General features: G+C 72.8%; 19 protein-coding genes, 1 tRNA gene and 1 pseudogene. 10 read left to right on the top strand and 11 right to left on the bottom strand.

The features are described 5' to 3' along the window. Positions 1-98: 98 nt before the first annotated feature. Positions 99-770 (top strand): annotated as a pseudogene (locus tag ACZ7MG_RS22400) (SDR family NAD(P)-dependent oxidoreductase); the annotation flags it as partial. 81 nt (positions 771-851) lie between these two features. Here the strand turns inward: ACZ7MG_RS22400 and ACZ7MG_RS22405 are convergent. Further along, positions 852-1,829, bottom strand: a complete 978-nt coding sequence (locus ACZ7MG_RS22405; protein WP_471391015.1) for a formylglycine-generating enzyme family protein — start codon at positions 1,827-1,829, stop codon at positions 852-854. Between the two features lie 156 nt (positions 1,830-1,985). Between ACZ7MG_RS22405 and ACZ7MG_RS22410 the strand changes: the two genes are divergently transcribed. From ACZ7MG_RS22410 to ACZ7MG_RS22440, 7 genes are all read left to right on the top strand, one after another. Beyond that, on the top strand, positions 1,986-3,152 hold the full coding sequence (locus tag ACZ7MG_RS22410) for an NAD(P)/FAD-dependent oxidoreductase (protein ID WP_471391012.1): 1,167 nt from the start codon (positions 1,986-1,988) through the stop codon (positions 3,150-3,152). After that, entirely contained in the window at positions 3,149-3,448 is a 300-nt protein-coding gene (locus ACZ7MG_RS22415; protein ID WP_471391009.1) for a (2Fe-2S)-binding protein, read from the top strand. The genes ACZ7MG_RS22410 and ACZ7MG_RS22415 overlap by 4 nt, the downstream gene beginning before the upstream one ends. Then, positions 3,438-5,291 (top strand): FAD-dependent oxidoreductase, encoded by a 1,854-nt coding sequence (locus tag ACZ7MG_RS22420; protein WP_471391006.1) that lies wholly within the window; start codon positions 3,438-3,440, stop codon positions 5,289-5,291. The genes ACZ7MG_RS22415 and ACZ7MG_RS22420 overlap by 11 nt, the downstream gene beginning before the upstream one ends. A 51-nt stretch (positions 5,292-5,342) precedes the next feature. Continuing rightward, positions 5,343-6,239, top strand: a complete 897-nt coding sequence (locus tag ACZ7MG_RS22425; protein WP_471391003.1) for a dihydrodipicolinate synthase family protein — start codon at positions 5,343-5,345, stop codon at positions 6,237-6,239. Positions 6,240-6,292: 53 nt separating this feature from the next. Continuing rightward, complete coding sequence (locus tag ACZ7MG_RS22430; protein WP_471391001.1) at positions 6,293-7,294, top strand: proline racemase family protein; 1,002 nt, start codon at positions 6,293-6,295, stop codon at positions 7,292-7,294. A 113-nt stretch (positions 7,295-7,407) separates the two neighbouring features. Next, positions 7,408-8,091: a GntR family transcriptional regulator gene (locus ACZ7MG_RS22435; protein ID WP_471390998.1), complete on the top strand. Its 684-nt coding sequence runs from the start codon at positions 7,408-7,410 to the stop codon at positions 8,089-8,091. A gap of 153 nt (positions 8,092-8,244) precedes the next feature. Continuing rightward, positions 8,245-8,772, top strand: a complete 528-nt coding sequence (locus tag ACZ7MG_RS22440) for an NUDIX hydrolase family protein (protein WP_405896127.1) — start codon at positions 8,245-8,247, stop codon at positions 8,770-8,772. A 129-nt stretch (positions 8,773-8,901) separates the two neighbouring features. On the opposite strand, the gene ACZ7MG_RS22445 is transcribed toward ACZ7MG_RS22440, so the two are convergent. From ACZ7MG_RS22445 to ACZ7MG_RS22460, 4 genes are all read right to left on the bottom strand, one after another. After that, the gene (locus ACZ7MG_RS22445; RefSeq protein ID WP_471390996.1) at positions 8,902-10,371 is read right to left on the bottom strand and encodes a tetratricopeptide repeat protein; all 1,470 of its coding nucleotides are present in this window, start codon (positions 10,369-10,371) and stop codon (positions 8,902-8,904) included. Between the two features lie 213 nt (positions 10,372-10,584). Continuing rightward, positions 10,585-11,574 carry an NAD(P)-dependent alcohol dehydrogenase gene (locus tag ACZ7MG_RS22450; RefSeq protein WP_471390994.1) on the bottom strand — a complete coding sequence of 330 codons (990 nt, stop codon included), beginning with the start codon at positions 11,572-11,574 and terminating at the stop codon, positions 10,585-10,587. A 133-nt stretch (positions 11,575-11,707) separates the two neighbouring features. Beyond that, positions 11,708-12,406, bottom strand: a complete 699-nt coding sequence (locus ACZ7MG_RS22455) for a TetR/AcrR family transcriptional regulator C-terminal domain-containing protein (RefSeq protein ID WP_471390992.1) — start codon at positions 12,404-12,406, stop codon at positions 11,708-11,710. Between the two features lie 101 nt (positions 12,407-12,507). Then, a tRNA-Pro gene (locus ACZ7MG_RS22460) sits at positions 12,508-12,584 on the bottom strand. Between the two features lie 152 nt (positions 12,585-12,736). Between ACZ7MG_RS22460 and ACZ7MG_RS22465 the strand changes: the two genes are divergently transcribed. Beyond that, entirely contained in the window at positions 12,737-13,438 is a 702-nt protein-coding gene (locus tag ACZ7MG_RS22465; RefSeq protein WP_471390990.1) for a transketolase, read from the top strand. Positions 13,439-13,472: 34 nt separating this feature from the next. Beyond that, positions 13,473-14,378: a transketolase family protein gene (locus ACZ7MG_RS22470; RefSeq protein WP_471390987.1), complete on the top strand. Its 906-nt coding sequence runs from the start codon at positions 13,473-13,475 to the stop codon at positions 14,376-14,378. Positions 14,379-14,482: 104 nt separating this feature from the next. On the opposite strand, the gene ACZ7MG_RS22475 is transcribed toward ACZ7MG_RS22470, so the two are convergent. The 6 genes from ACZ7MG_RS22475 to tdh form a co-directional block, all read right to left on the bottom strand. After that, the gene (locus ACZ7MG_RS22475; RefSeq protein WP_471390984.1) at positions 14,483-14,842 is read right to left on the bottom strand and encodes an MmcQ/YjbR family DNA-binding protein; all 360 of its coding nucleotides are present in this window, start codon (positions 14,840-14,842) and stop codon (positions 14,483-14,485) included. Between the two features lie 30 nt (positions 14,843-14,872). Beyond that, positions 14,873-15,358: a GNAT family N-acetyltransferase gene (locus ACZ7MG_RS22480; RefSeq protein ID WP_471391351.1), complete on the bottom strand. Its 486-nt coding sequence runs from the start codon at positions 15,356-15,358 to the stop codon at positions 14,873-14,875. Between the two features lie 71 nt (positions 15,359-15,429). Continuing rightward, the gene (locus ACZ7MG_RS22485) at positions 15,430-16,023 is read right to left on the bottom strand and encodes a helix-turn-helix domain-containing protein (RefSeq protein WP_471390981.1); all 594 of its coding nucleotides are present in this window, start codon (positions 16,021-16,023) and stop codon (positions 15,430-15,432) included. Between the two features lie 47 nt (positions 16,024-16,070). Continuing rightward, complete coding sequence (locus ACZ7MG_RS22490; RefSeq protein ID WP_471390978.1) at positions 16,071-16,973, bottom strand: LysR family transcriptional regulator; 903 nt, start codon at positions 16,971-16,973, stop codon at positions 16,071-16,073. 249 nt (positions 16,974-17,222) lie between these two features. Next, positions 17,223-18,422, bottom strand: coding sequence for a glycine C-acetyltransferase (locus ACZ7MG_RS22495; protein ID WP_471390976.1), 1,200 nt, complete (start codon positions 18,420-18,422; stop codon positions 17,223-17,225). An 83-nt stretch (positions 18,423-18,505) separates the two neighbouring features. Further along, a complete protein-coding gene (tdh, locus tag ACZ7MG_RS22500) occupies positions 18,506-19,534 on the bottom strand; it encodes an L-threonine 3-dehydrogenase (RefSeq protein ID WP_471390974.1) in 1,029 nt (342 codons plus the stop codon). Positions 19,535-19,626 lie beyond the last annotated feature (92 nt).

Below are 19,626 nucleotides of genomic sequence, written 5' to 3' on the forward strand. Positions count from 1 at the left end.
GGCTCATGTCATCGTCACCGGCGGGTCGAGCGGCATAGGTCTGGCCACGGCCCGGCTGCTGGCGGCACGCGGCCACCGGTGAACCGGGGTCGGTCGCCGCACGGGCCGCCGACGTCGCCGATCGGTCGGCCCTCACGCGGGCCATGGCCGAACTGGAGGACGAACAGGCGCGGCCCTGCGACATTCTGATCACCTCGGCGGGGCTCGCCCGCCCGGGGTACTTCCTCGAACTGCCCGACGACGTCTTCCGGCAGATGATCGAGGTCGACTACTTCGGCACGCTCCACGCGATCCGTGCCGTCGCCCCCGGCATGGTGGAGCGCGGGCACGGCAGTGTGGTCGCGGTGTCGTCCGCCGCCGGGCTGCTCGGCGTGTTCGGCTACAGCGCGTACGGGCCGGCCAAGTTCGCCGTACGCGGCCTGATGGAGTCGGTACGGGCCGAGCTGGCCCCGCGTGGTGTGCATGTCGGGGTGGTGTTCCCGCCGGACGTGGACACGCCGCAGCTCGCCGAGGAGAACCGGTGGAAGCCGGCGGAGACCCGTGTGGTCGGCGGCACGATCAAGCCCCTCCCGGCGGAGCGGGTCGCGGCGGCGATCGTGAAGGGCGTCGAACAGCGGCGCTTCACCATCTGCCCCGACACGGGCACCCGGGCGCCGGCCCGCTTCGGCAGCGTCCTGATGCCGCTGCTCAACCGTGAGTTCGACCGCCGGGTCAGGGCGGTCCAGCGGTCGACGCGTCCGGTCGTCCGGCGGTCGCCACCGGGCGCCTGATCGCTGCCGGGCATCCTGCTGGGGCCAAGCCGGGACGGGGATCAGCACCGGCACCGGCACCGGCACCGGCGGCAAGCGGTGTCAGACCGCCGCCACCACCCGGAACCCGATGTTCCCCGCCGCGCTGTCCGGAGTGTTGGAGGAGCGCGCGGCCACCCGGTAGCGGTTGCAGTAGGAGGCGTGGCAGAGGTGGGAGCCGCCCCGCATGACCCGGGCCGGGCCGTCGGGCGGGCCCGTCGGATCCGTACGCGGGCCGGTGACATGGAAGTCCGGGCTGAACCGGTCGGCGCACCACTCCCACACATTGCCGACGGTGTTGTACAGCCCGAAGCCGTTGGGCTCGAAGGCGTCGGCCGGGGCCGTCGAACGGTACCCGTCGGCGGCGGTGTTGTCGGTCGGGAAGGTGCCGCGCCAGATGTTGCAGGCGTGCCGGCCGCCGGGGGCGAGTTCGTCGCCCCACGGGTAGCGCTTCCCCGTGAGGCCGCCGCGGGCCGCGTACTCCCACTCGGCCTCGGTGGGCAGCCGGGTGCCGGACCAGGCGCAGTAGGCCTGAGCGTCGTTCCAGGAGACGTGCACCACCGGGTGGTCGAGGAGCGCGTCCACGGCGGAACCGGGTCCTGTCGGCCGCCGCCAGGTGGCGCCCCGGACGCCACGCCACCACGGGGTGCCGGGGACGCGCGGGGAGACGGCGCGCACGTCGGCCGGCAGGAACCCCTCGAAGACGAAGGAGAAGTCGAAGAGTTCGGACTCGGTCACATGGCCGGTCGCGTCCACGAACTCCGCGAACCGCTCGTTGGTGACGGTCGTCGCGGCGATCCGGAACGGGCTCACCTCGACCTCCCGGACGGGCCCCTCCCCGTCCGCCGGGTAGCCGACCTCGTCCTCGGTACCCATCAGGAACGCCCCGCCGGGCAACGACAGCAGCCGTTCGCCACCTCGTGCCGACACGGCGTCGGACGGGACGTCGACGGGATCGCCGAGAGGCCGGGACACCGGCCCGGACACCGGCTCAGCCACCGGCTCGCGGCCGGGCGCGCAGCAGGGCCTGTCGTGTGCCATCGCGTGCCGTCCTCAGAAAGGCAGATGGGGGTGGGGGTACGGCCGCACACTAGCCCGCGCCTCCCACCCACCCCACCCTCACCCCACCCAACCCACCGCCGCCGGACCCCCGCTCGGGGTATTCCCCGCCCCAGCGCCATGTGACATAGTACTGGCGTGACCGAGCGACTGACCTGCGACGTCGTGGTTGTCGGAGCGGGAATGGTGGGCGCGGCCTGCGCCCTGTACGCGGCCCGAGCGGGTCTGAGCGTCGTCGTGGTGGACCGCGGCCCGGTGGCCGGCGGCACGACCGGCGCCGGTGAGGGCAATCTGCTGGTCTCCGACAAGGAGCCCGGCCCCGAGCTCGAACTCGCCCTGTTGTCCCAGCACTTGTGGGCGGAGCTGGCCGCCGAGCCGGGCCTGGGCACGGCGTTCGAGTACGAGGCGAAGGGCGGCCTCGTCGTCGCCTCCACGCCGGACGGGCTCGCCGCGCTGGAGACGTTCGCGGCCGGGCAGCGCGCCGCCGGGGTCGAGGCGCACACCGTCACCGCGCGGCAACTCCCCGATCTGGAACCGCACTTGGCGCCCACCCTCGCGGGCGGCATCCACTACCCCCAGGACGCCCAGGTCATGCCCACCCTGGCCGCCGCCCACCTCCTACGGGCCTCCGGCGCCCGCCTGCTCACCGGCCGGACCGTGACCGAGGTGCTGCGCACGCCGGACGGTGCGGTACGGGGCGTACGGACCGACCGGGGCGACCTGCACACCCCGGCCGTCGTGAACGCCGCCGGGACCTGGGGCGGCGAACTGGCCGCGCTCGCCGGAGTCGCCCTCCCCGTCCTCCCCCGGCGCGGTTTCGTCCTCGTCACCGAACCCCTGCCTCCCCTGGTGCGGCACAAGGTGTACGCCGCCGACTATGTGGCCGACGTGGCCAGCGACTCGGCGGCTCTGCAGACCTCCCCGGTCGTCGAGGGCACGGCCGCCGGGCCGGTACTGATCGGCGCGAGCCGCGAACGGGTGGGCTTCGACCGGTCGTTCTCCCTGCCCGTCGTACGGGCGCTGGCGGCGGGCGCGACCCGGCTGTTCCCGTTCCTGGAGCGGGTGCGGGCGATGCGGACGTACATCGGTTTCCGGCCGTACATGCCGGACCATCTGCCCGCGATCGGGCCCGACCCCCGGGTCCCGGGTCTGTTCCACGCCTGCGGTCACGAGGGCGCAGGGATCGGACTCGCCACCGGCACCGGGCAGTTGATCGCCCAGGCCATCGGGGGCAAGGCACCCGAGCTGGACCTCACGCCGTTCCGCCCGGACCGTTTCGCGGAGAACGAGGGGGACCCGGCATGAACCCACGGGAGCTGGCGCGGGCGGAACCGGGGCCCGCGTTCACCGTCACCCTGGACGGCCGTGAGCTGGCGGCCCTGCCCGGCCAGACGGTCGCAGCCACGCTCTGGACCGCCGGGGTCACGTCCTGGCGCACCACCCGGGGCGAGGGCCGGCCGCGCGGGATCTTCTGCGGCATCGGCGTGTGCTTCGACTGCCTCGTCACGGTCAACGGCCTTCCCAACCAACGGGCTTGTCTCGTCCCGGTCCGCCCCGGTGACGCCATCAGCACACAGGAGGGCACAGGCCATGAGCACTGACCCCACCACCGCCTCCGCCACCTCCACCGTCCCGGGGGCGCCCCACCTGGCGGTCATCGGTGCCGGCCCCGCGGGTCTCGCCGCGGCCCTGGCGGCGGCCGGACAGGGCGTACGGGTCACGGTGATCGACGCGGCGCGGGCACCCGGCGGGCAGTTCTACCGGCAGCCCGCGGCCGGGCTCGGGGCGCGGCGCCCGCAGGCCCTGCACCACCAGTGGCGCACCTGGCGGCGGCTGCGCGACGCCCTGGGTCGGCAGATCGCGGCCGGGCGCGTCACCCACCTCCCGGACCACCATGTGTGGTGCGTGGAACGGCATCCCGAGGACGGCCCCCCGCGCTCCGCCGTCCACCCCCGGCGCTTCACCGTCCACGCCCTGCTCGGCCCCGGCCAGGAGACCGGCGTCGAGGTGCACGCGGACGCCGTCCTGCTCGCGACCGGTGGTTACGAGAAGGTGCTGCCCTTCCCCGGCTGGACCCTGCCCGGCGTGGTCACCGCCGGGGGCGCGCAGGCCATGCTCAAGGGCGGACTGGTGGTGTCCGGCCGTACCGCGGTCGTCGCCGGGACCGGCCCCCTGCTGCTACCGGTGGCCACCGGCCTCGCGGCGGCGGGCGTCAAGGTCACCGCGCTGGTGGAGTCCGCCGACCCCAGGACCCTGGCACGCCACGCCGGAGCGCTGACCGGCCGAGCGGACAAACTCGCCGAAGGGGCCGGATACGCGACCGAGCTGCTACGCCACCGGGTACGAACCCTCGTCCGCCACACCGTGATCGAAGCGCACGTCGCCGACGGGCATGAGGCACTGCCCGCCGACCGTCCTGAGGCACTGCCCGGCAACCTGCGGGAAGCGCTGACCCGCGACCGTCGGGAGACACTGACCGGCAACCGGCACGAGGAACTGACCGCCGACGAGCATGAGGCACCGCCCGGCAACCGGCAGGGGGCGCTGACCGGCGGCCGGCGGGAGGCACCGCACGACGACCAACCGAAGGCTGCGACCGCCGACCGGCTGAAGGCCGCGCCCGGCGACCAGCCAAATACTTCGACCCCCGACCGATCGAAGCCCGCGACCGGCAACCGGCACGAGGCCGCGCCCGCCGACCAACTGGTAGCCACCGCCGACCAGACCACGGCTGCAACCGCCCACCATTTGACGGCCGCAACCACCCACCGCTTGACGGCCGTCACCGTCGCCGCGCTCGACGCCGAAGGGCGGGTCCGGCCCGGCAGCCAGCGGCGCATCCCCTGCGACACGCTCGCCGTCGGGCACGGCATGGTGCCGCACACGGACCTCGCCGAGACGTTGGGCTGCCGGATCGAGTCCGCCGGGCCGCGCGTATGGGTCGACGAGGAGCAGCGCACCGACGTGCCGGGGGTCTGGGCGGCGGGCGAGACCACCGGGATCGGCGGCGCCGCGCTCTCCCTCGCCGAGGGGCACATCGCCGGACGCTCGGCGGCCGCCCGGCTCCAGGGGTGGGTGCCGGACCCGGCCGCGTGGGCGGGGGCCGCCAAGTCCCGTGCGGAACTGCGGGAGTTCTTCGCGGCAGTCGACACCGTCTTCGTTCCCCCGGCGCACTGGACCGAGCAGGTCACGGACGACACGATCGTCTGCCGGTGCGAGGAGGTCACCGCCGGGGCCGTCCGCGAGGCCGTCGGAGACCTCGGCGCCGGGGACATCCGCACGGTGAAACTGCTCACCCGTGCCGGGATGGGCTGGTGCCAGGGCCGGATGTGCGGGCCCGCGGTCGCGGGACTCGCCGGATGCGAACAGGGCGTGACCCGGCGGCCGTTCGCCCAGCCGGTGCCGTTGGGCGTGCTGGCCCGCGACCCCGATCACCATCAGTGACATGTCACACCCCACCTGACACACCCCACCAAGACCGAGAGGGACCCCGATATGACCCGCACCCCGAACCACCCCTGGCGCGGCGTCCTCGTCGCCACCGCGCTCCCCCTCCGCGACGATCTCTCCGTCGACTTCGACAAGTACGCCGAGCACTGCGCCTGGCTGGTCGAGAACGGCTGTGACGGTGTCGTACCGAACGGCTCGCTTGGCGAGTACCAGGTGCTGACGCCCGAGGAGCGGGCCAAGGTCGTCGAGACGGCCGTCGCCGCGATCGGCGGTACGCGGGTGATGCCGGGCGTCGCCGCGTACGGCTCCGCCGAGTCCCGGCGCTGGGCCGAGCAGGCGCGGGACGCGGGCTGCGCCTCGGTGATGCTGCTGCCGCCGAACGCGTACCGCGCCGACGAGCGGTCGGTACTGGCGCACTACGCCGAGGTCGCGAAGGCGGGCGTCCCGGTGGTGGCGTACAACAACCCGATCGACACCAAGGTCGACCTGGTCCCCGAACTGCTCGCCAAGCTGCACGGCGAGGGGTACATCCGGGCGGTGAAGGAGTTCTCGGGCGATGTCCGCCGCGCGTACCAGCTCGCCGAACTCGCCCCGGAACTGGACCTGTTGATCGGCGCGGACGACGTCCTGCTGGAACTGGCGCTGGCGGGCGCCAAGGGCTGGGTCGCGGGCTATCCGAACGCGCTGCCCGCCGCAACCGTGGAGCTGTACCACGCGGCGGTGGACGGCGACCTCGCCACCGCCAAGGACCTCTACGCGCAACTGCACCCGCTGCTGCGCTGGGACTCCAAGGTCGAGTTCGTACAGGCGATCAAACTGTCGATGGACATCGTGGGCCGGCACGGCGGACGCTGCCGCCCGCCCCGCGTCGAACTGCTGCCGGAGCAGGAGGCCGTGATCCGCGCGGCCACCGAGAAGGCCGTCGCGGCGGGGCTCGCGTAACCCACAGCGGACACAGCAGACACAGCAGACACAGCGGAAAGGGAGGACCGCCCATGCGCAGCAAACTCGTCCTGCACGCCGTCGACTCGCACACCGAGGGCATGCCCACCCGGGTGATCACCGGCGGGATCGGTACGATCCCCGGCGCGACCATGAACGAACGCCGGCTGTGGTTCCGTGAACACCGCGACGACGTCAAGCAGTTGCTGATGAACGAGCCGCGCGGGCACGCGGCGATGAGCGGTGCGATCCTGCAGCCGCCGACCCGCCCCGACTGTGACTACGGCGTGGTCTACATCGAGGTCTCCGGCTATCTGCCCATGTGCGGCCACGGCACCATCGGCGTCGCGACCGTGCTCGTCGAGACCGGCATGGTCGAGGTCGTCGAACCGGTCACCACCATCCGCCTCGACACCCCGGCGGGCGTCGTCGTGGCCGAGGTGGCGGTGGAGGACGGCGCGGCCAGGGCGGTCACCCTGCGGAACGTGCCGTCGTTCTCCGTCGGCCTCGACCGCAAGGCCACGCTCGCCGACGGGCGGACGGTGACGTACGACCTGGCGTACGGCGGCAACTTCTACGCCATCCTGCCGCTGGAGCAGTTCGGGCTGCCCTTCGACCGCGCCCGCAAGGACGACATCCTGCGGGCGGGCCTGGACCTCATGGAGGCCATCAACGCCGAGGCGGAGCCCGTCCATCCGGAGGACCCGTCGATCCACGGCGTCCACCACGTCCATCTGTACGCGCCCGGCGCCACCGCCCGGCACTCCCGTCACGCCATGGCCATCCACCCCGGCTGGTTCGACCGCTCCCCCTGCGGTACGGGCACCAGCGCGCGCATGGCACAGCTGCACGCCCGGGGTGAACTCCCGTTGCACACCGAGTTCGTGAACGAATCCTTCATCGGCACCCACTTCACCGGCAGACTGCTCGGCGAGACCGAGGTGGCCGGTGTGCCCGCCGTGCTGCCAAGCTTCACCGGCCGCGCCTGGATCACGGGCACGGCCCAGTATCTGCTCGACCCGTCCGACCCGTTCCCGTCCGGATTCGTTCTCTAGTCTCTCCAGTCTCTCTCCGGATATCTCTCGTCCGGATATCTCTCGTCCGGATGTTTCCCGTCCGGAAGTCTCCCGTCGTCTCCCGTCCGGACCCGTTCTCCAGGAGTGGCCCGATGGCCCCGTCAGCCCCTGCCGCCGGCCCCGCCCTGCCCGTGCTCGGCGGCAAGAAGAGCAGCTACCGCGAGCGTGTCGCCGACGCGTTGCGGGCCGCGCTGATCGCCGGTGAGCTGCGGCCGGGCGAGGTGTACTCCGCGCCCGCGCTCGCCACCCGCTTCGGTGTCTCGGCGACACCGGTGCGGGAGGCGATGCTGGATCTGGCCAAGGAGGGTCTGGTCGACACCGTGCCCAACAAGGGGTTCCGGGTCACCGTCGTCACCGAGAAGCAGCTCGACGAGTACACCCACATCCGCTCGCTCATCGAGATCCCGACCACCGTGGGCCTGGCCCGGACCGCCGACCCGGTCTCCCTGGAGGCGCTGCGCCCGGCCGCCCGGGAGATCGTCGCCGCCGCGGCCGCCGGGGACCTCATCGCGTACGTCGAGGCCGACACCCGTTTCCATCTCGGACTGCTCGCCCTCGCGGGCAACGCGCATCTCGTCGAGGTGGTCGGCGACCTGCGCAAACGGGCCCGCCTCTACGGTCTGACCGCACTCGCCGAGTCGGGCCTGCTGCTGTCCTCGGCCCAGGAACACCTGGAACTCCTGGACGCGCTGCTCGCCCGCGACGAGGCCGCCGTACACACGGTGATGACCCGCCACCTCGGTCACGTCCGCGGAATGTGGGCCGCGCACGACTGATCGTCGGCCGATCGTCGGCTGATCCACGGCCGACCCAGGACCGGTCACCGACGTCGCGCATGCGAGCGCGGCGGCCGGGGCATCTCTGACAGGTGTGATCGGAGCGACGCGCGCTCCGGCTGACGTTGAAAGTATGATCGGCCAATGTCTGACATGACCGAAACCACGCCCGGCTGGCTGCCGTCCGACGAGCTCGAGTCGGCGCGCGCCCGGATGCCGATCCTGTACGTCGAGGCCGTGCCCGTGCGCGTCGACGACAGCGGCGAAGTGACCAGCATCGGGCTGCTGCTGCGCATCGGCCCGGACGGGACGGTCAGCCGCAATCTGGTCTCCGGCCGCGTGATGCACCACGAGCGGGTACGGGACGCGCTGCTGCGCCACCTGGAGAAGGACCTCGGTCCGGTGGCGCTGCCCCGTGTCCCGTCCGCGCTGCAGCCCTTCACCGTCGCCGAGTACTTCCCGACGCAGGGCATCACCCCGTTCCACGACCCGCGTCAGCACGCGGTGTCGCTCGCCTACATCGTCCCCGTGGCCGGCGACTGCCGCCCCCGGCAGGACGCCCTCGACCTGGTGTGGTTCAGCCCGCAGGAGGCGGCGTCGGCGTCGGTCCAGAACGAGATGCCGGGCGGCCAGGGAGTCCTGCTGAAGCAGGCCCTGGCCCACGTGGGCTGTCTGTCCTAGCGACGAACGCGGGCCCGGTCACGCACGCGGGCCCGGTCACGCACGCGGGCCCGGTCACGCACGCGGGCCGTGGCGGCCGGAGGACATCGCGGCGGCGCGGCCCGGGGACCCGGCGGCGCGCGCCGGGGCTCAGGGCGTCCGTGCGAGACGGGCGTCGTGCGGGCCGCGGCTCAGCCTCTCCGCCGCGGGTGCCGCCAGTGCGGTCGCCCGATCGCGGGCGACGGCCGCGCGGCCGGCTTCGCCGAGGGCGTCGGCGAGCCGGGCCTGCCCGAGCCAGTTGTAGGGGCTGTGCGGGCTCAGTCCGGTGCGTTCGCCAAGCAGGAGCCGTGCCAGGTCGTGCCGCCCCGCGCGCAGGACCGCCTCCAGCAGGGTCCGCTGGATCACGTCCCGCTGGGCGTGACTGCCGCCGAAGGTGTGCAGCCGGCGGCGGATCGGCCAGAGCAGCTCCACCGCCGTCGCGTAATCCTCGCGGGCGTACGCCACGAGCGCCTCGCACACGGGCAGGCCGATCTCCCCGGTCATCACACGGTTGGTGTCGTGCGCGGAGGGCCGCCCGTCCTCCCGGGCCGCCCGCAGCCAGCGCCGCCGGTCGGCGACGAACGCGTCGGCCGTGTCCAGCCGTCCCGCTCCCGCGAAGGCCATGACGGCGTGCACGTCGTTGAAGGCGTAGAACGGCGGGTCCTCGCGCGTGGCCCACGCCTCGGCCAGGGCCTGCCAACGGGCGTCCTGGTCCGAGCCGTCCAGGAGGAACCGCCACAACAGCGAGGCGGCGTCGAGGAGTTCCATGACGAACCCGGACGAGTCCTTGTGGTGCAGGACGGCGTCGTAGATCCGCAGGGCCGTGCCGGTGTCGCCCGCCTCCAGCGCGTACAGGGCGTAGTGCCACCAACTGTGCACCGTCAGCAGGCTGCCGCTCGCCCAGCCGTCGAGGTGTGCGTCGAAGAAGTCGATGCCCTCGGCGAACCGCCCCTGCATCTCGTGCACATGGGCGACGGCGTGGATGGCCCAGATGTCATGGGCGTTCCGCTCGACGGCGGCGCGTGCCACCTCCTGGGCCCGGCCGTAGTGCCCCGACTCCTCCAGACCGAACGCGTACATGCCCAGCAGCGGGCCGCGGTGGGGGTCGTCGGCGTCCCAAGCGGGCAGGGCTCCGCCGATCCGGTCCCGCAGCCGTGTCGCGTCGCCGGTGAAGAAGTCGAGCTGATGGCCCACGGCCAGGGCGAGCGGGTCACGGGGGCACTCCTCGACGAGTTCCTCCAGGACCTGTCCGGCCCGGCCCAGGTCGCCGCCGAGCCAGGCGTCCGCCGCCGCCATGTGCATCCGCTCGCGCCGGGGCAGCGCCGAGCGGTCGAGTCCGGCGCCGAACTCGGTGAACCGGCGGCGCGCCTCGGCGGCGTCCCGGGACTCGGTCCCGAGGAGCCCCAGATAGGCGGAGAAGACCTGTGCCATCGGTGCGGTCGGTGACGCGGCCACCGCGTCCGCGACGGCGGTAGGGAAGTCGGGCCGGAAGAACAGCAAGCCCTCCACAGCCCGGTCCAGATGGCCGGCCCCTTCGGCGGTGCACTCGTGCAGGCGGTTGCCGTACCGGTCGGTCACCATGGCAGCTCATCTCCGGCGCGTGTCGGGTGTGTCGTGGGCCCGCGGTCGTCGACCCGTGACACCACGGATCACCCCGCGCCCCCATCCAACCGACCACCTCTCCGTCCAGTCCACCGAGCACCCCCGACACACCCCGAATCACCACCATGCGCCGCGCCCTCACCCGCGCCCCGCTCACCGACTACCCGAGCCGCCCGGTGCCCGCCCGACCGGTCACGGCATGACGACCACGGCCTTGCCGCGGGCGTGGCCCCGCTCCACGTGCCGCACACCCTCGGCGGTGTCGGCCAGGGGGTAGGTCCGGTCGACGACCGGGGTCAGGCCGCCGGCCTCGATGAGGGCGATGACGGCGAGCAGGTCCTCGTGGACGGGTCCGGACGGGGGCGACGGAAGGATGGGACGAAGCCGCTGTCGGACGAACGGGCCGACAGCGGCGAGTCGCAGCATGGCACCCATCGCCCCGAACACATGGCCGGGCGAGCCACCGCCGTTGGCCACCAGCGTCCCCGTCGGGGTGAGCGCCCGGCGCAGTCTGCCCAGCGGGTGGTTGCCCACGTTGTCGAGGACGACGTCGTAGTGCCCGAGCCGGTCGGTGAAGTCGTCCCGGGTGTAGTCGACGACATGCGCGGCGCCCAGTGAGCGCACCAGGTCGGCGTTGCCCGCACTGCACACCCCGGTCACTTCGGCGCCCAGCGCCACGGCGATCTGCACGGCGAACGTGCCCACGCCCCCGCCCGCCCCGTTGACCAGCACCCGCTGTCCGGCCCGCACCCGCCCCACGGTCCTGATGCCGCGCAGAGCGGTCACCGCCCCCACGGGTACGGCCGCGGCCTGCTCGAACGTCAGACCGACCGGCTTGGGCACCAGCAGATCCGGGGTGGTGCACGCGTACTCGGCGAAGGAGCCGGGGCAGAAGCCCAGCACCTCGTCGCCGGACCTGAGCCCGCGCACGCCGGCGCCGACCGCCTCCACGTGCCCCGCCGCGTCGATCCCGGCCACCCGGCACTTCGGCCGCGTCAGCCCCACGCCTCCCAGCAGCCGCGCCACATACGGGTCACCGCGCAGCATGTGCCAGTCGTACGGGTTGAGCGCGGCGGCGCGCACCCGCACGAGCACCTGACCGGCCCCGGGTTCGGGCCGTTCGACGTCCGCCTCCCGCAGGACCTCCGGCGGGCCGAACCGCTCCTGCACGATCGCCTTCATCGATCTCCCCCATCCGCTCGCCGAGTTGCCGGTGTACGGCGTACACCCCTGCGATGGCACGGTAGGTGTACGCCGTACACCGGTCAAGAGGTGAGTGCGGAAGTGGAACAGAGGGGGTGTGCTCAGCCGGGCGTCAGCCCTGGCCCAGGAGCCGTTCCAGACCGTCCAGCGTCAGATCGAGGGCGAACTCGAACTCGAACTGGTCGTCGCAGCCGGAGCCGACGACGGAATCCCGGTCGTGCGCGACCGCCATGGCCAGCGCGGTGATGTGCGGGTAGCGCGCGGCCATCTCCTCGGGCGGCAGCGCGTCCGCATCTGGCTCGCGGCCGGCGGAGTCCTCGAACAGCTCCTGGGAGAAGCCCAGCAGTCGGCTGCCCATGACATGCATGGCGTGATGGGTCAGATCGATCGAGAACCCCCCGGCCCGGAAGATCCCGATCATCGAGTCCAGGTATGCCATGACCGCGGGCGTCGGGCTGGTCCGCGCCTTGATCCGCGACTCGATGACCTGGGGCGCCCAGGGGTGGCGCAGGAGCATACGGCGGGCCGACAGCACCCGCCGGCGCACGGCGGTCTTCCAGTCGGCGCCGACGACCGGTGGATCGATCTCCTCCACGACGGCGTCGATCATGCCGTCCAGCAGCTCGTTCTTGTTGGCCACGTGCTTGTACAGCGCCATGGGCACGACGCCGAGCGTCTGCGCGATCCTGCGCATGCTCAGCGCGTCGACACCGCCCTCGTCGGCCAGGACCACGGCGGCGGCCAGAACCCGCTGCCTGCTCAACGGCGCCCGGGGCCGCTCGACGGAACCGGCCTGCGCTGTCGTCTCCACGCCCCCGAAGGTACAGCGTCCCGCCCGAAGGCGATCACACCCCGAACACACGAGAAGCCGTTCCCTCTGTGCGAGAGAACGGCTTCCGACCTGCCAAAAGCTGGTCGGGACGACAGGATTTGAACCTGCGACCCCTTGACCCCCAGTCAAGTGCGCTACCAAGCTGCGCCACGTCCCGTTGCCCGTCTGACCTGGGGTTTCCCCTGGCTGAACGCGCACGGAAACAATACCGCACTCGGGCCGGTGGTCGCGCACCCGTTTATGCGGGGCGAGGGGGCGCGGCGACCGTCGCTTGACCTGAAGCTCGGTTGAGGTTGCAGGCTCTCGTGTATGACGACGACAGCGGAGCGTACGTACGGGTTCATGGATCTGCCCGGGTTGATGGGGCTGATGACGGGGGCCGAGAAGCACGGACCGGCGGCCACGTCGACGCTGGATGTGTTGTGGGTGCTCTACGACCGGGTCCTGCGGGTGGGGCCGGAGCGGCTGGACGACCCGGAGCGGGATCGGTTCCTGCTGTCCAAGGGGCACGGGCCGATGGCGTACTACGCGGTGCTCGCGGCGAAGGGGTTCCTGGCCGTGGACCGGCTGCCCGGATTCGGGGCGTACGACTCGCCGCTCGGCCACCACCCGGACCGGGTGCTGGTGCCGGGCGCGGAGATCGGCAGCGGGTCGCTCGGGCACGGGCTGCCGATCGCGGTCGGGACGGCGCTGGGGCTGCGCGCCCAGGGGCGGGTCGACCCGGCGGTGTGGGTGCTGGTCGGGGACGCGGAGCTGGACGAGGGCAGCAACCATGAGGCGATCGCGTACGCCGGACCCGCCGGGCTCGACCGGCTGCACACCGTGGTGATCGACAACTCCTCCGCCAGCCATGCCCGGCCCGGCGGGATCGCCGCGCGGTTCGAGGTGGCGGGCTGGTCCGCCGAGACCGTGGACGGCCGCGACCACGAGGCGCTGTACGCCGCCTTCACCGCGCCGCATCCGGGCCGGCCACGGGTCGTGGTGGCCCGGGTGGAGCCGAAGAACGCCTGAGAACGGGCAACTCCCTTGAAAGGACTGAGACTTCATGGACACCATGCGGGACCGTCTCGCCCCCGTCGTCTCCCGGCTGCTCGACGAGGATCCCCGGGTCGCGGTGGTCCTCGCCGAGATCGGCAGGGACGGATTCACGGAGGCGTCGCGCAGGCATCCGGACCGGGTGCTCAACGTCGGTATCCGGGAACAACTGCTGATCGGGGCGGGCGCGGGCCTGGCGCTGGCCGGCATGCGGCCCGTGCTGCACACCTTCGCGAGCTTCCTGGTGGAGCGCCCGTTCGAACAGGTGAAGCTGGATCTCGGGCACCAGGACGTGGGCGCGGTACTGGTCAGCGCCGCCGCCTCCTACGACTGGCCCGCGGGCGGCTTCACCCACATGGCACCCGGTGACGTGGCCCTGCTCGACACCCTCGACGGCTGGACCGTGCAGGTGCCGGGCCACCCCGACGAGGCCGAGACCCTGCTGCGGCACGCGGTCGGCGCGGGCGAGGGCAAGGACGACAAGGTGTACGTACGGCTGTCCGCGCAGTCCAACGGGCGGGCGCTCCCGGTGGACGGACAGCGGTTTCTCACCGTGCGCGAGGGGCGGCGCGGGGTCGTCGTCGCCGTCGGCCCGCTGCTCGACTCCGTCCTCGCGGCCGTGACGGGGCTCGATGTGACCGTGCTCTACGCGACCACCGTCCGCCCCTTCGACTCGGCCGCGCTACGCCGGGCCACCGGGGCGGCGGGCACGGACGTCGTCCTCGTCGAGCCGTATCTGGCGGGCACCTCGACGGCCGCCGCGAACGAGGCGCTCGCCGATGTCCCGCACCGGGTGCTCGGACTGGGCGTGGGGCGGCGGGAGCTGCGGCGCTACGGGCAGCTGGAGGAACATGTGGCCGCGCACGGGCTGGACGCGGCCGGCTTGCGGGAGCGGATCACGGGGTTCCTGCGCTGACGGACCCGGGGAGGCGGGGAGGAGGACGGCCGGCGGCCGGGCTGGTCAGTCGGCGACCCAACCGGTCAGTCGGCGGCCGGGCGGTCAATCGGCGACCCGGCCGGTCAGTCGGCGGCCGGGAGTCCCAACTCCGGGTAGCTGTCGAGGAGTTTGGTCGGGGCCGCCTGGCGCCATGAGTCGGCGAGGATGTCGCGCAGCTCGGGCTCGTCCTCCAGGGCGGACAGCCGCACCCGCACCCAGGCGAACCCCGCCTCGTGCTCGGCGATCCTGAACTTGTCGGGCTCGGCGAGGACCAGCTCGTCCCGCTCCACCTTGGGGCAGCGCACGGCCATGGACGACTCGTCCTCCGGCAGGGTCACGAACATCTTCCCCGCCACCCGGAAGGTGGGCATGCTCCAGGCCTCCTTCTCCGTGGTGTCGGGCAGGGAGAGGGCGACACGTCGTACGTCTTCTGCATCGGGCATGGGACGCACGGTAGCGGTGACCACTGACAATCACCGAGCGGGTTCCGCCGCCTCCGACCCCGCTCCCGGCCTCTTGTAGTAGATCGAGGTGGGTCGCAGGGTCCCGTGGGGGTCCGCCGCGTAGTCGGGGATGGCCCCGATCCGGGTCCAGCCGGTCCCGGCGTAGAGCCGCTCGGCCGGGCTGTCGGTCTCGGTGTCCAGGTGGAGCAGGGTGACGCCCGCGTCGGCGGCGGCCCGCTCGGCGGTCGCGAGGAGGGCCCTGCCGAGGCCCCGGCCACGGGCGTCCCGGTGGACCATCAGCTTGACGAGTTCGGCCCGGTGACGGCTGTTGGGCTTGTCCGGGAGGACGAGACCGACCGTGCCGACCACGCGCCCGCCGCCGTCGCGCGCCACCCACACGGCCTGCGCGCCCGCCGAGACCGCGTCGGCCCGTTCCCGCCACCAGCCGGCGGCGGCCTCCCGGTCGAGGGGTGCCAGAAAGCCGATCGAGGCGCCGCCGGCCACGGTGTCGACCATCAGGTCCGCCAACTCCCCGGCCAGGGCCAGCAGGCACTCACCGTCGAGCCGGGAGATCACCGAGTTCACCGTCACGGCTTCACCACCACCAGTGCGTACCGCACGCCGCCGGGCCCCGGGCACCTGAACCGGGTCGCGCCCCACACCCGCATCCGCAGACAGTCCCCGGCGGTCAACCGGTGTTCGACCTCCCGGTCGGTCACATGCAGGGTGCCGTCCAGGACCCAGATGTGCTGTTCGAGACCGGGCACGGACGGCCCGTCGTAGGCGAGGTCCGCGCCCGCCGCGAGCCGCCCCTCGACGAGTTCGCCGCGCAGCCCGGCCGCCGGCGGCGACACGGAACGCCGTACGAATCCGGAGGCGCCGTCCTCCCACACCGTCTGCTCCCCGGCGCGCACGACGGAGACCGGCTCGGACTCGACCTCGCTGAGCAGCTGGGACATCGTCCGGCCATAGACATGGCAGAGGCGGTTCAGAAGGGCGGCCGTGGGGCTGGTCTCCGCGCGTTCGGCCCGGGAGAGGGTGGAGCGGCTCACCCCACTCCGGTCCGCCAACTCCCCCAGGGACCAACCGTGTTCGGCCCGTAGCTCGGCGAGCCGGGCGGCCAGGCGGAGGTCGACGGGGTCCAGCACGGCCGCCGTAGCCACTTCTTCGACGTTTCCCATATCCGGGATGCTATCCCTAATATGGGAAACACTGGGAGTGCTTCACCTCACTCCGCCGCCGCCTCCCCCAGTGCCTCCAGCACCGGCCGGATCAGTGGGTGGCCCTCCGCGCCCCGGCGTACGGCGGCGAAGACGCGGCGCGTGGGGGCCACTCCGTCCACGGGGCGTACGACCACGCCCGTGAGGTCCGTGCCGCGCAGCGCCGAGCGGGGGACGAGGGCGACGCCCGCGTCGGCGGAGGCGAGGGCGAGGACGGCACGGAAGTCGTCGGAGGAGTGTTCGAGGCGAGGTTGGAAGCCTGCGTTCTCGCAGGCCAGGACCACGACGTCATGGCAGGGGTTGCCGGGGTAGGGCCCGATCCAGGGGTCCTTGGCGAGTTCCGCGAGCGGCACCTCGGGCGCGCCGGCGAGCCGGTGGCCGACGGGTACGACCGCGTCGAAGGGCTCGGCGTACAGGGAGACATGGGTCAGGCGGGGGTCGTCGGCGGCCGGGGCGCCCCGGTACTCGACGGCCACGGCGATGTCGACCTGCCGGTCCAGGACCATCGGGAGGCTCGCGTCGCCCTCGGCGTCCTGGACGCGGATCCGGATGCCGGGCGCGGAGGCGGCGAGGCGGGCCAGCGCGGGCGCCACGACCTGGGCGATACCGGTGGCGAAGGAGGCGACCGTGACGGTGCCGGCCTCGCCCGAGCCGTACGCGGCCAGTTCCGCCGCCGCCTGCTCCAGCTGGGCGAGGACCGCGTTGGTGTGGCCGAGCAGGATCTCACCGGCCGGGGTGAGCCGTACGCCCTTGGCTCCGCGCTCGACCAGGCGGTGCCCGGTCTCCTGTTCGAGGGCGGTCAGCTGCTGGGAGACGGCGGACGGGGTGAGATAGAGCGCGGCGGCCGCCGCCGTCACCGTGCGGTGGTCGGCCACCGCACGGAGGATGTGGAGCCGCCGTGCCTCGATCATGCGATCGATTCTCTCAAATGCCCGGTGGGGGGCCGTCGATCTCGATCCGATAGCGCATGCGCCCCGCCGCGCGCCGGAGCGACGGGCGACGGGCGGCGGGCGGCGGGCGGCCGAACGGGACGGCACCGGGACGGCCGCCACCGGGCGGTGGCGCGGCCGGCATGGGCGGGGCACCCGCGGGCGCCCCGGTGGGCGGGTAGCCGGGGCGGCCCGCGGCGGGGCTCAACCCTCCCTCGGATCGGGTCCCGCTCAGGCCGGCAGTTCGGCCCGTGCCGCGACGAACGCGTCCACCGCCCCGTTCACGTCCGCCGTCGAGTGGGCGGCGGAGAGCTGGACTCGGATGCGAGCCTGTCCCTGGGGGACGACCGGGTAGGAGAAGCCGATCACGTACACGCCTCGCTCCAGCAGAAGCTCGGCCAGGCGGCCCGCCCGCGCCGCGTCGCCGATCATGACGGGGGCGATGGGGTGGTCGCCGGGGAGGAGGTCGAAGCCCTCCTCGGTCATCCGGCGGCGGAACAGCGCGGTGTTCTCGGCGAGACGCACGCGCAGGTCGTCGGCCGACTCCAGGAGATCGAGCACCTTCAGGGAGGCCGCCGCGATCACCGGGGCGAGCGTGTTCGAGAAGAGGTACGGGCGGGAGCGCTGACGCAGCAGGGCGACGATCTCGGCGCGAGCGGCGACGTAGCCACCGGAGGCGCCGCCGAGCGCCTTGCCGAGGGTGCCGGTGATGATGTCCACGCGGTCCATGACGCCGTGCAGCTCGGGGGTGCCCCGACCGCCGGGCCCGGTGAAGCCGACCGCGTGGGAGTCGTCGACCATGACCATCGCGTCGTGGCGGTCGGCGAGGTCGCAGATCTCGCGGAGCGGGGCGACATAGCCGTCCATGGAGAAGACGCCGTCGGTGACGATCAGCTTCCGGCGGGCGCCGCCCTCGGCGGCCTCCTTCAACTGCCGTTCCAGGTCGGCGAGATCACGGTTGGCGTAGCGGAAGCGGCGGGCCTTGGACAGCCGGATGCCGTCGATGATCGAGGCGTGGTTGAGGGCGTCGGAGATCACCGCGTCCTCGGGGCCGAGCAGGGTCTCGAAGACACCGCCGTTGGCGTCGAAGCAGGAGGAGTAGAGGATCGTGTCCTCCTGGCCGAGGAACGCCGACAGCCGCGCCTCCAGTTCCTTGTGGACCTCCTGCGTCCCGCAGATGAAGCGGACGGAGGCCATGCCGTAGCCCCAGCGGTCCAGGGCCTCGTGCGCTGCGGCGATCACCTCGGGGTGGTCGGCGAGGCCCAGGTAGTTGTTGGCACAGAAGTTGAGGACCTCACCGGGACGGCCACCGGCGGTCACGGCGACGGTCGCGGACTGCGGGCTGCCGATGACCCGCTCGGGCTTGTGCAGCCCGGCGGCCCGGATCTCGTCGAGGGTGGTGCGCAGGTCGTCGCGCACGGAGTCGAACATCGTGAACTCCCAGAAGAGGCAGGTTACTTACGCGGTCCAGGAAGAAGCAGGTGGCTTACGCGGTCCAGGAAGAAGCAGGTGGCTTACGCGGTCCAGTCGAGGATGACCTTGCCGCCGCGGCCGCTCGCCGCGTCCTCGAACGCGGCCTCGTGGTCGCGGTAGCCGTAGCGGCCGGTGATCACGGGGGCGAGGTCGAGGCCGCCCTCCAGGAGCACCGTCATGGCGTACCAGGTCTCGAACATCTCACGGCCGTAGATGCCCTTGACGGTGATCATGGAGGTGACGATCCGGGACCAGTCGACGGCGAACTCCTCGGACGGCAGCCCGAGCATGGCGATCCGGCCGCCGTGGGTCATGTTGGCGATCATGTCCCGCATGGCGTCGGGGCGGCCGGACATCTCCAGACCGATGTCGAAGCCCTCCCGCAGCCCCAACTCCCGCTGCCCGTCGGCTATCCGAGCCTCCGCCACGTTCAGCGCGAGGCTGACGCCGATCTTGCGGGCCAGTGCCAGCCGCTCCTCGCTGACATCGGTGATCACGACATTGCGGGCCCCCGCGTGCCGGGCCACCGCCGCCGCCATCAGACCGATGGGGCCCGCGCCGGTGATCAGCACGTCCTCCCCCACCAGTGGGAAGGACAGCGCGGTGTGCACGGCGTTGCCGAACGGGTCGAAGATCGCGGCCACGTCGAGGTCGACGGGGACCCGGTGCACCCAGACATTGGTCGCGGGCAGGGCGACGTACTCCGCGAACGCGCCGTCGCGTCCCACGCCGAGGCCGACGGTGGCGCGGCACAGATGGCGGCGGCCGGCGAGGCAGTTGCGGCACTTGCCGCACACCAGATGGCCCTCGCCGCTGACCAGGTCCCCCGCCCGGATGTCGGCGACGGCACGGCCGGTGTCCACGACCTTGCCGACGAACTCGTGACCGGCCACGAGCGGGGTACGGATGCTCTGCCGGGCCCAGCCGTCCCAGGACCGTATGTGCAGATCGGTGCCGCAGATCCCGGTCCGCTCCACCTTGATCAGTACGTCTCCGGGGCCGATCTCGGGCTCCGGGACGTCGACGAGCCACAGCCCGGGCTCCGCCTTCTCCTTGACCAGCGCCTTCACGCTACGGCTCCTGTGGGGTGCGCCCCCGGCGCGGGGCATGGCGAACACGCCCGTACCGGGGAGAGGGGTGGGATCGCCGATCAATCTGCCGT

The organism is Streptomyces sp. NPDC107538 (genome assembly GCF_055657445.1).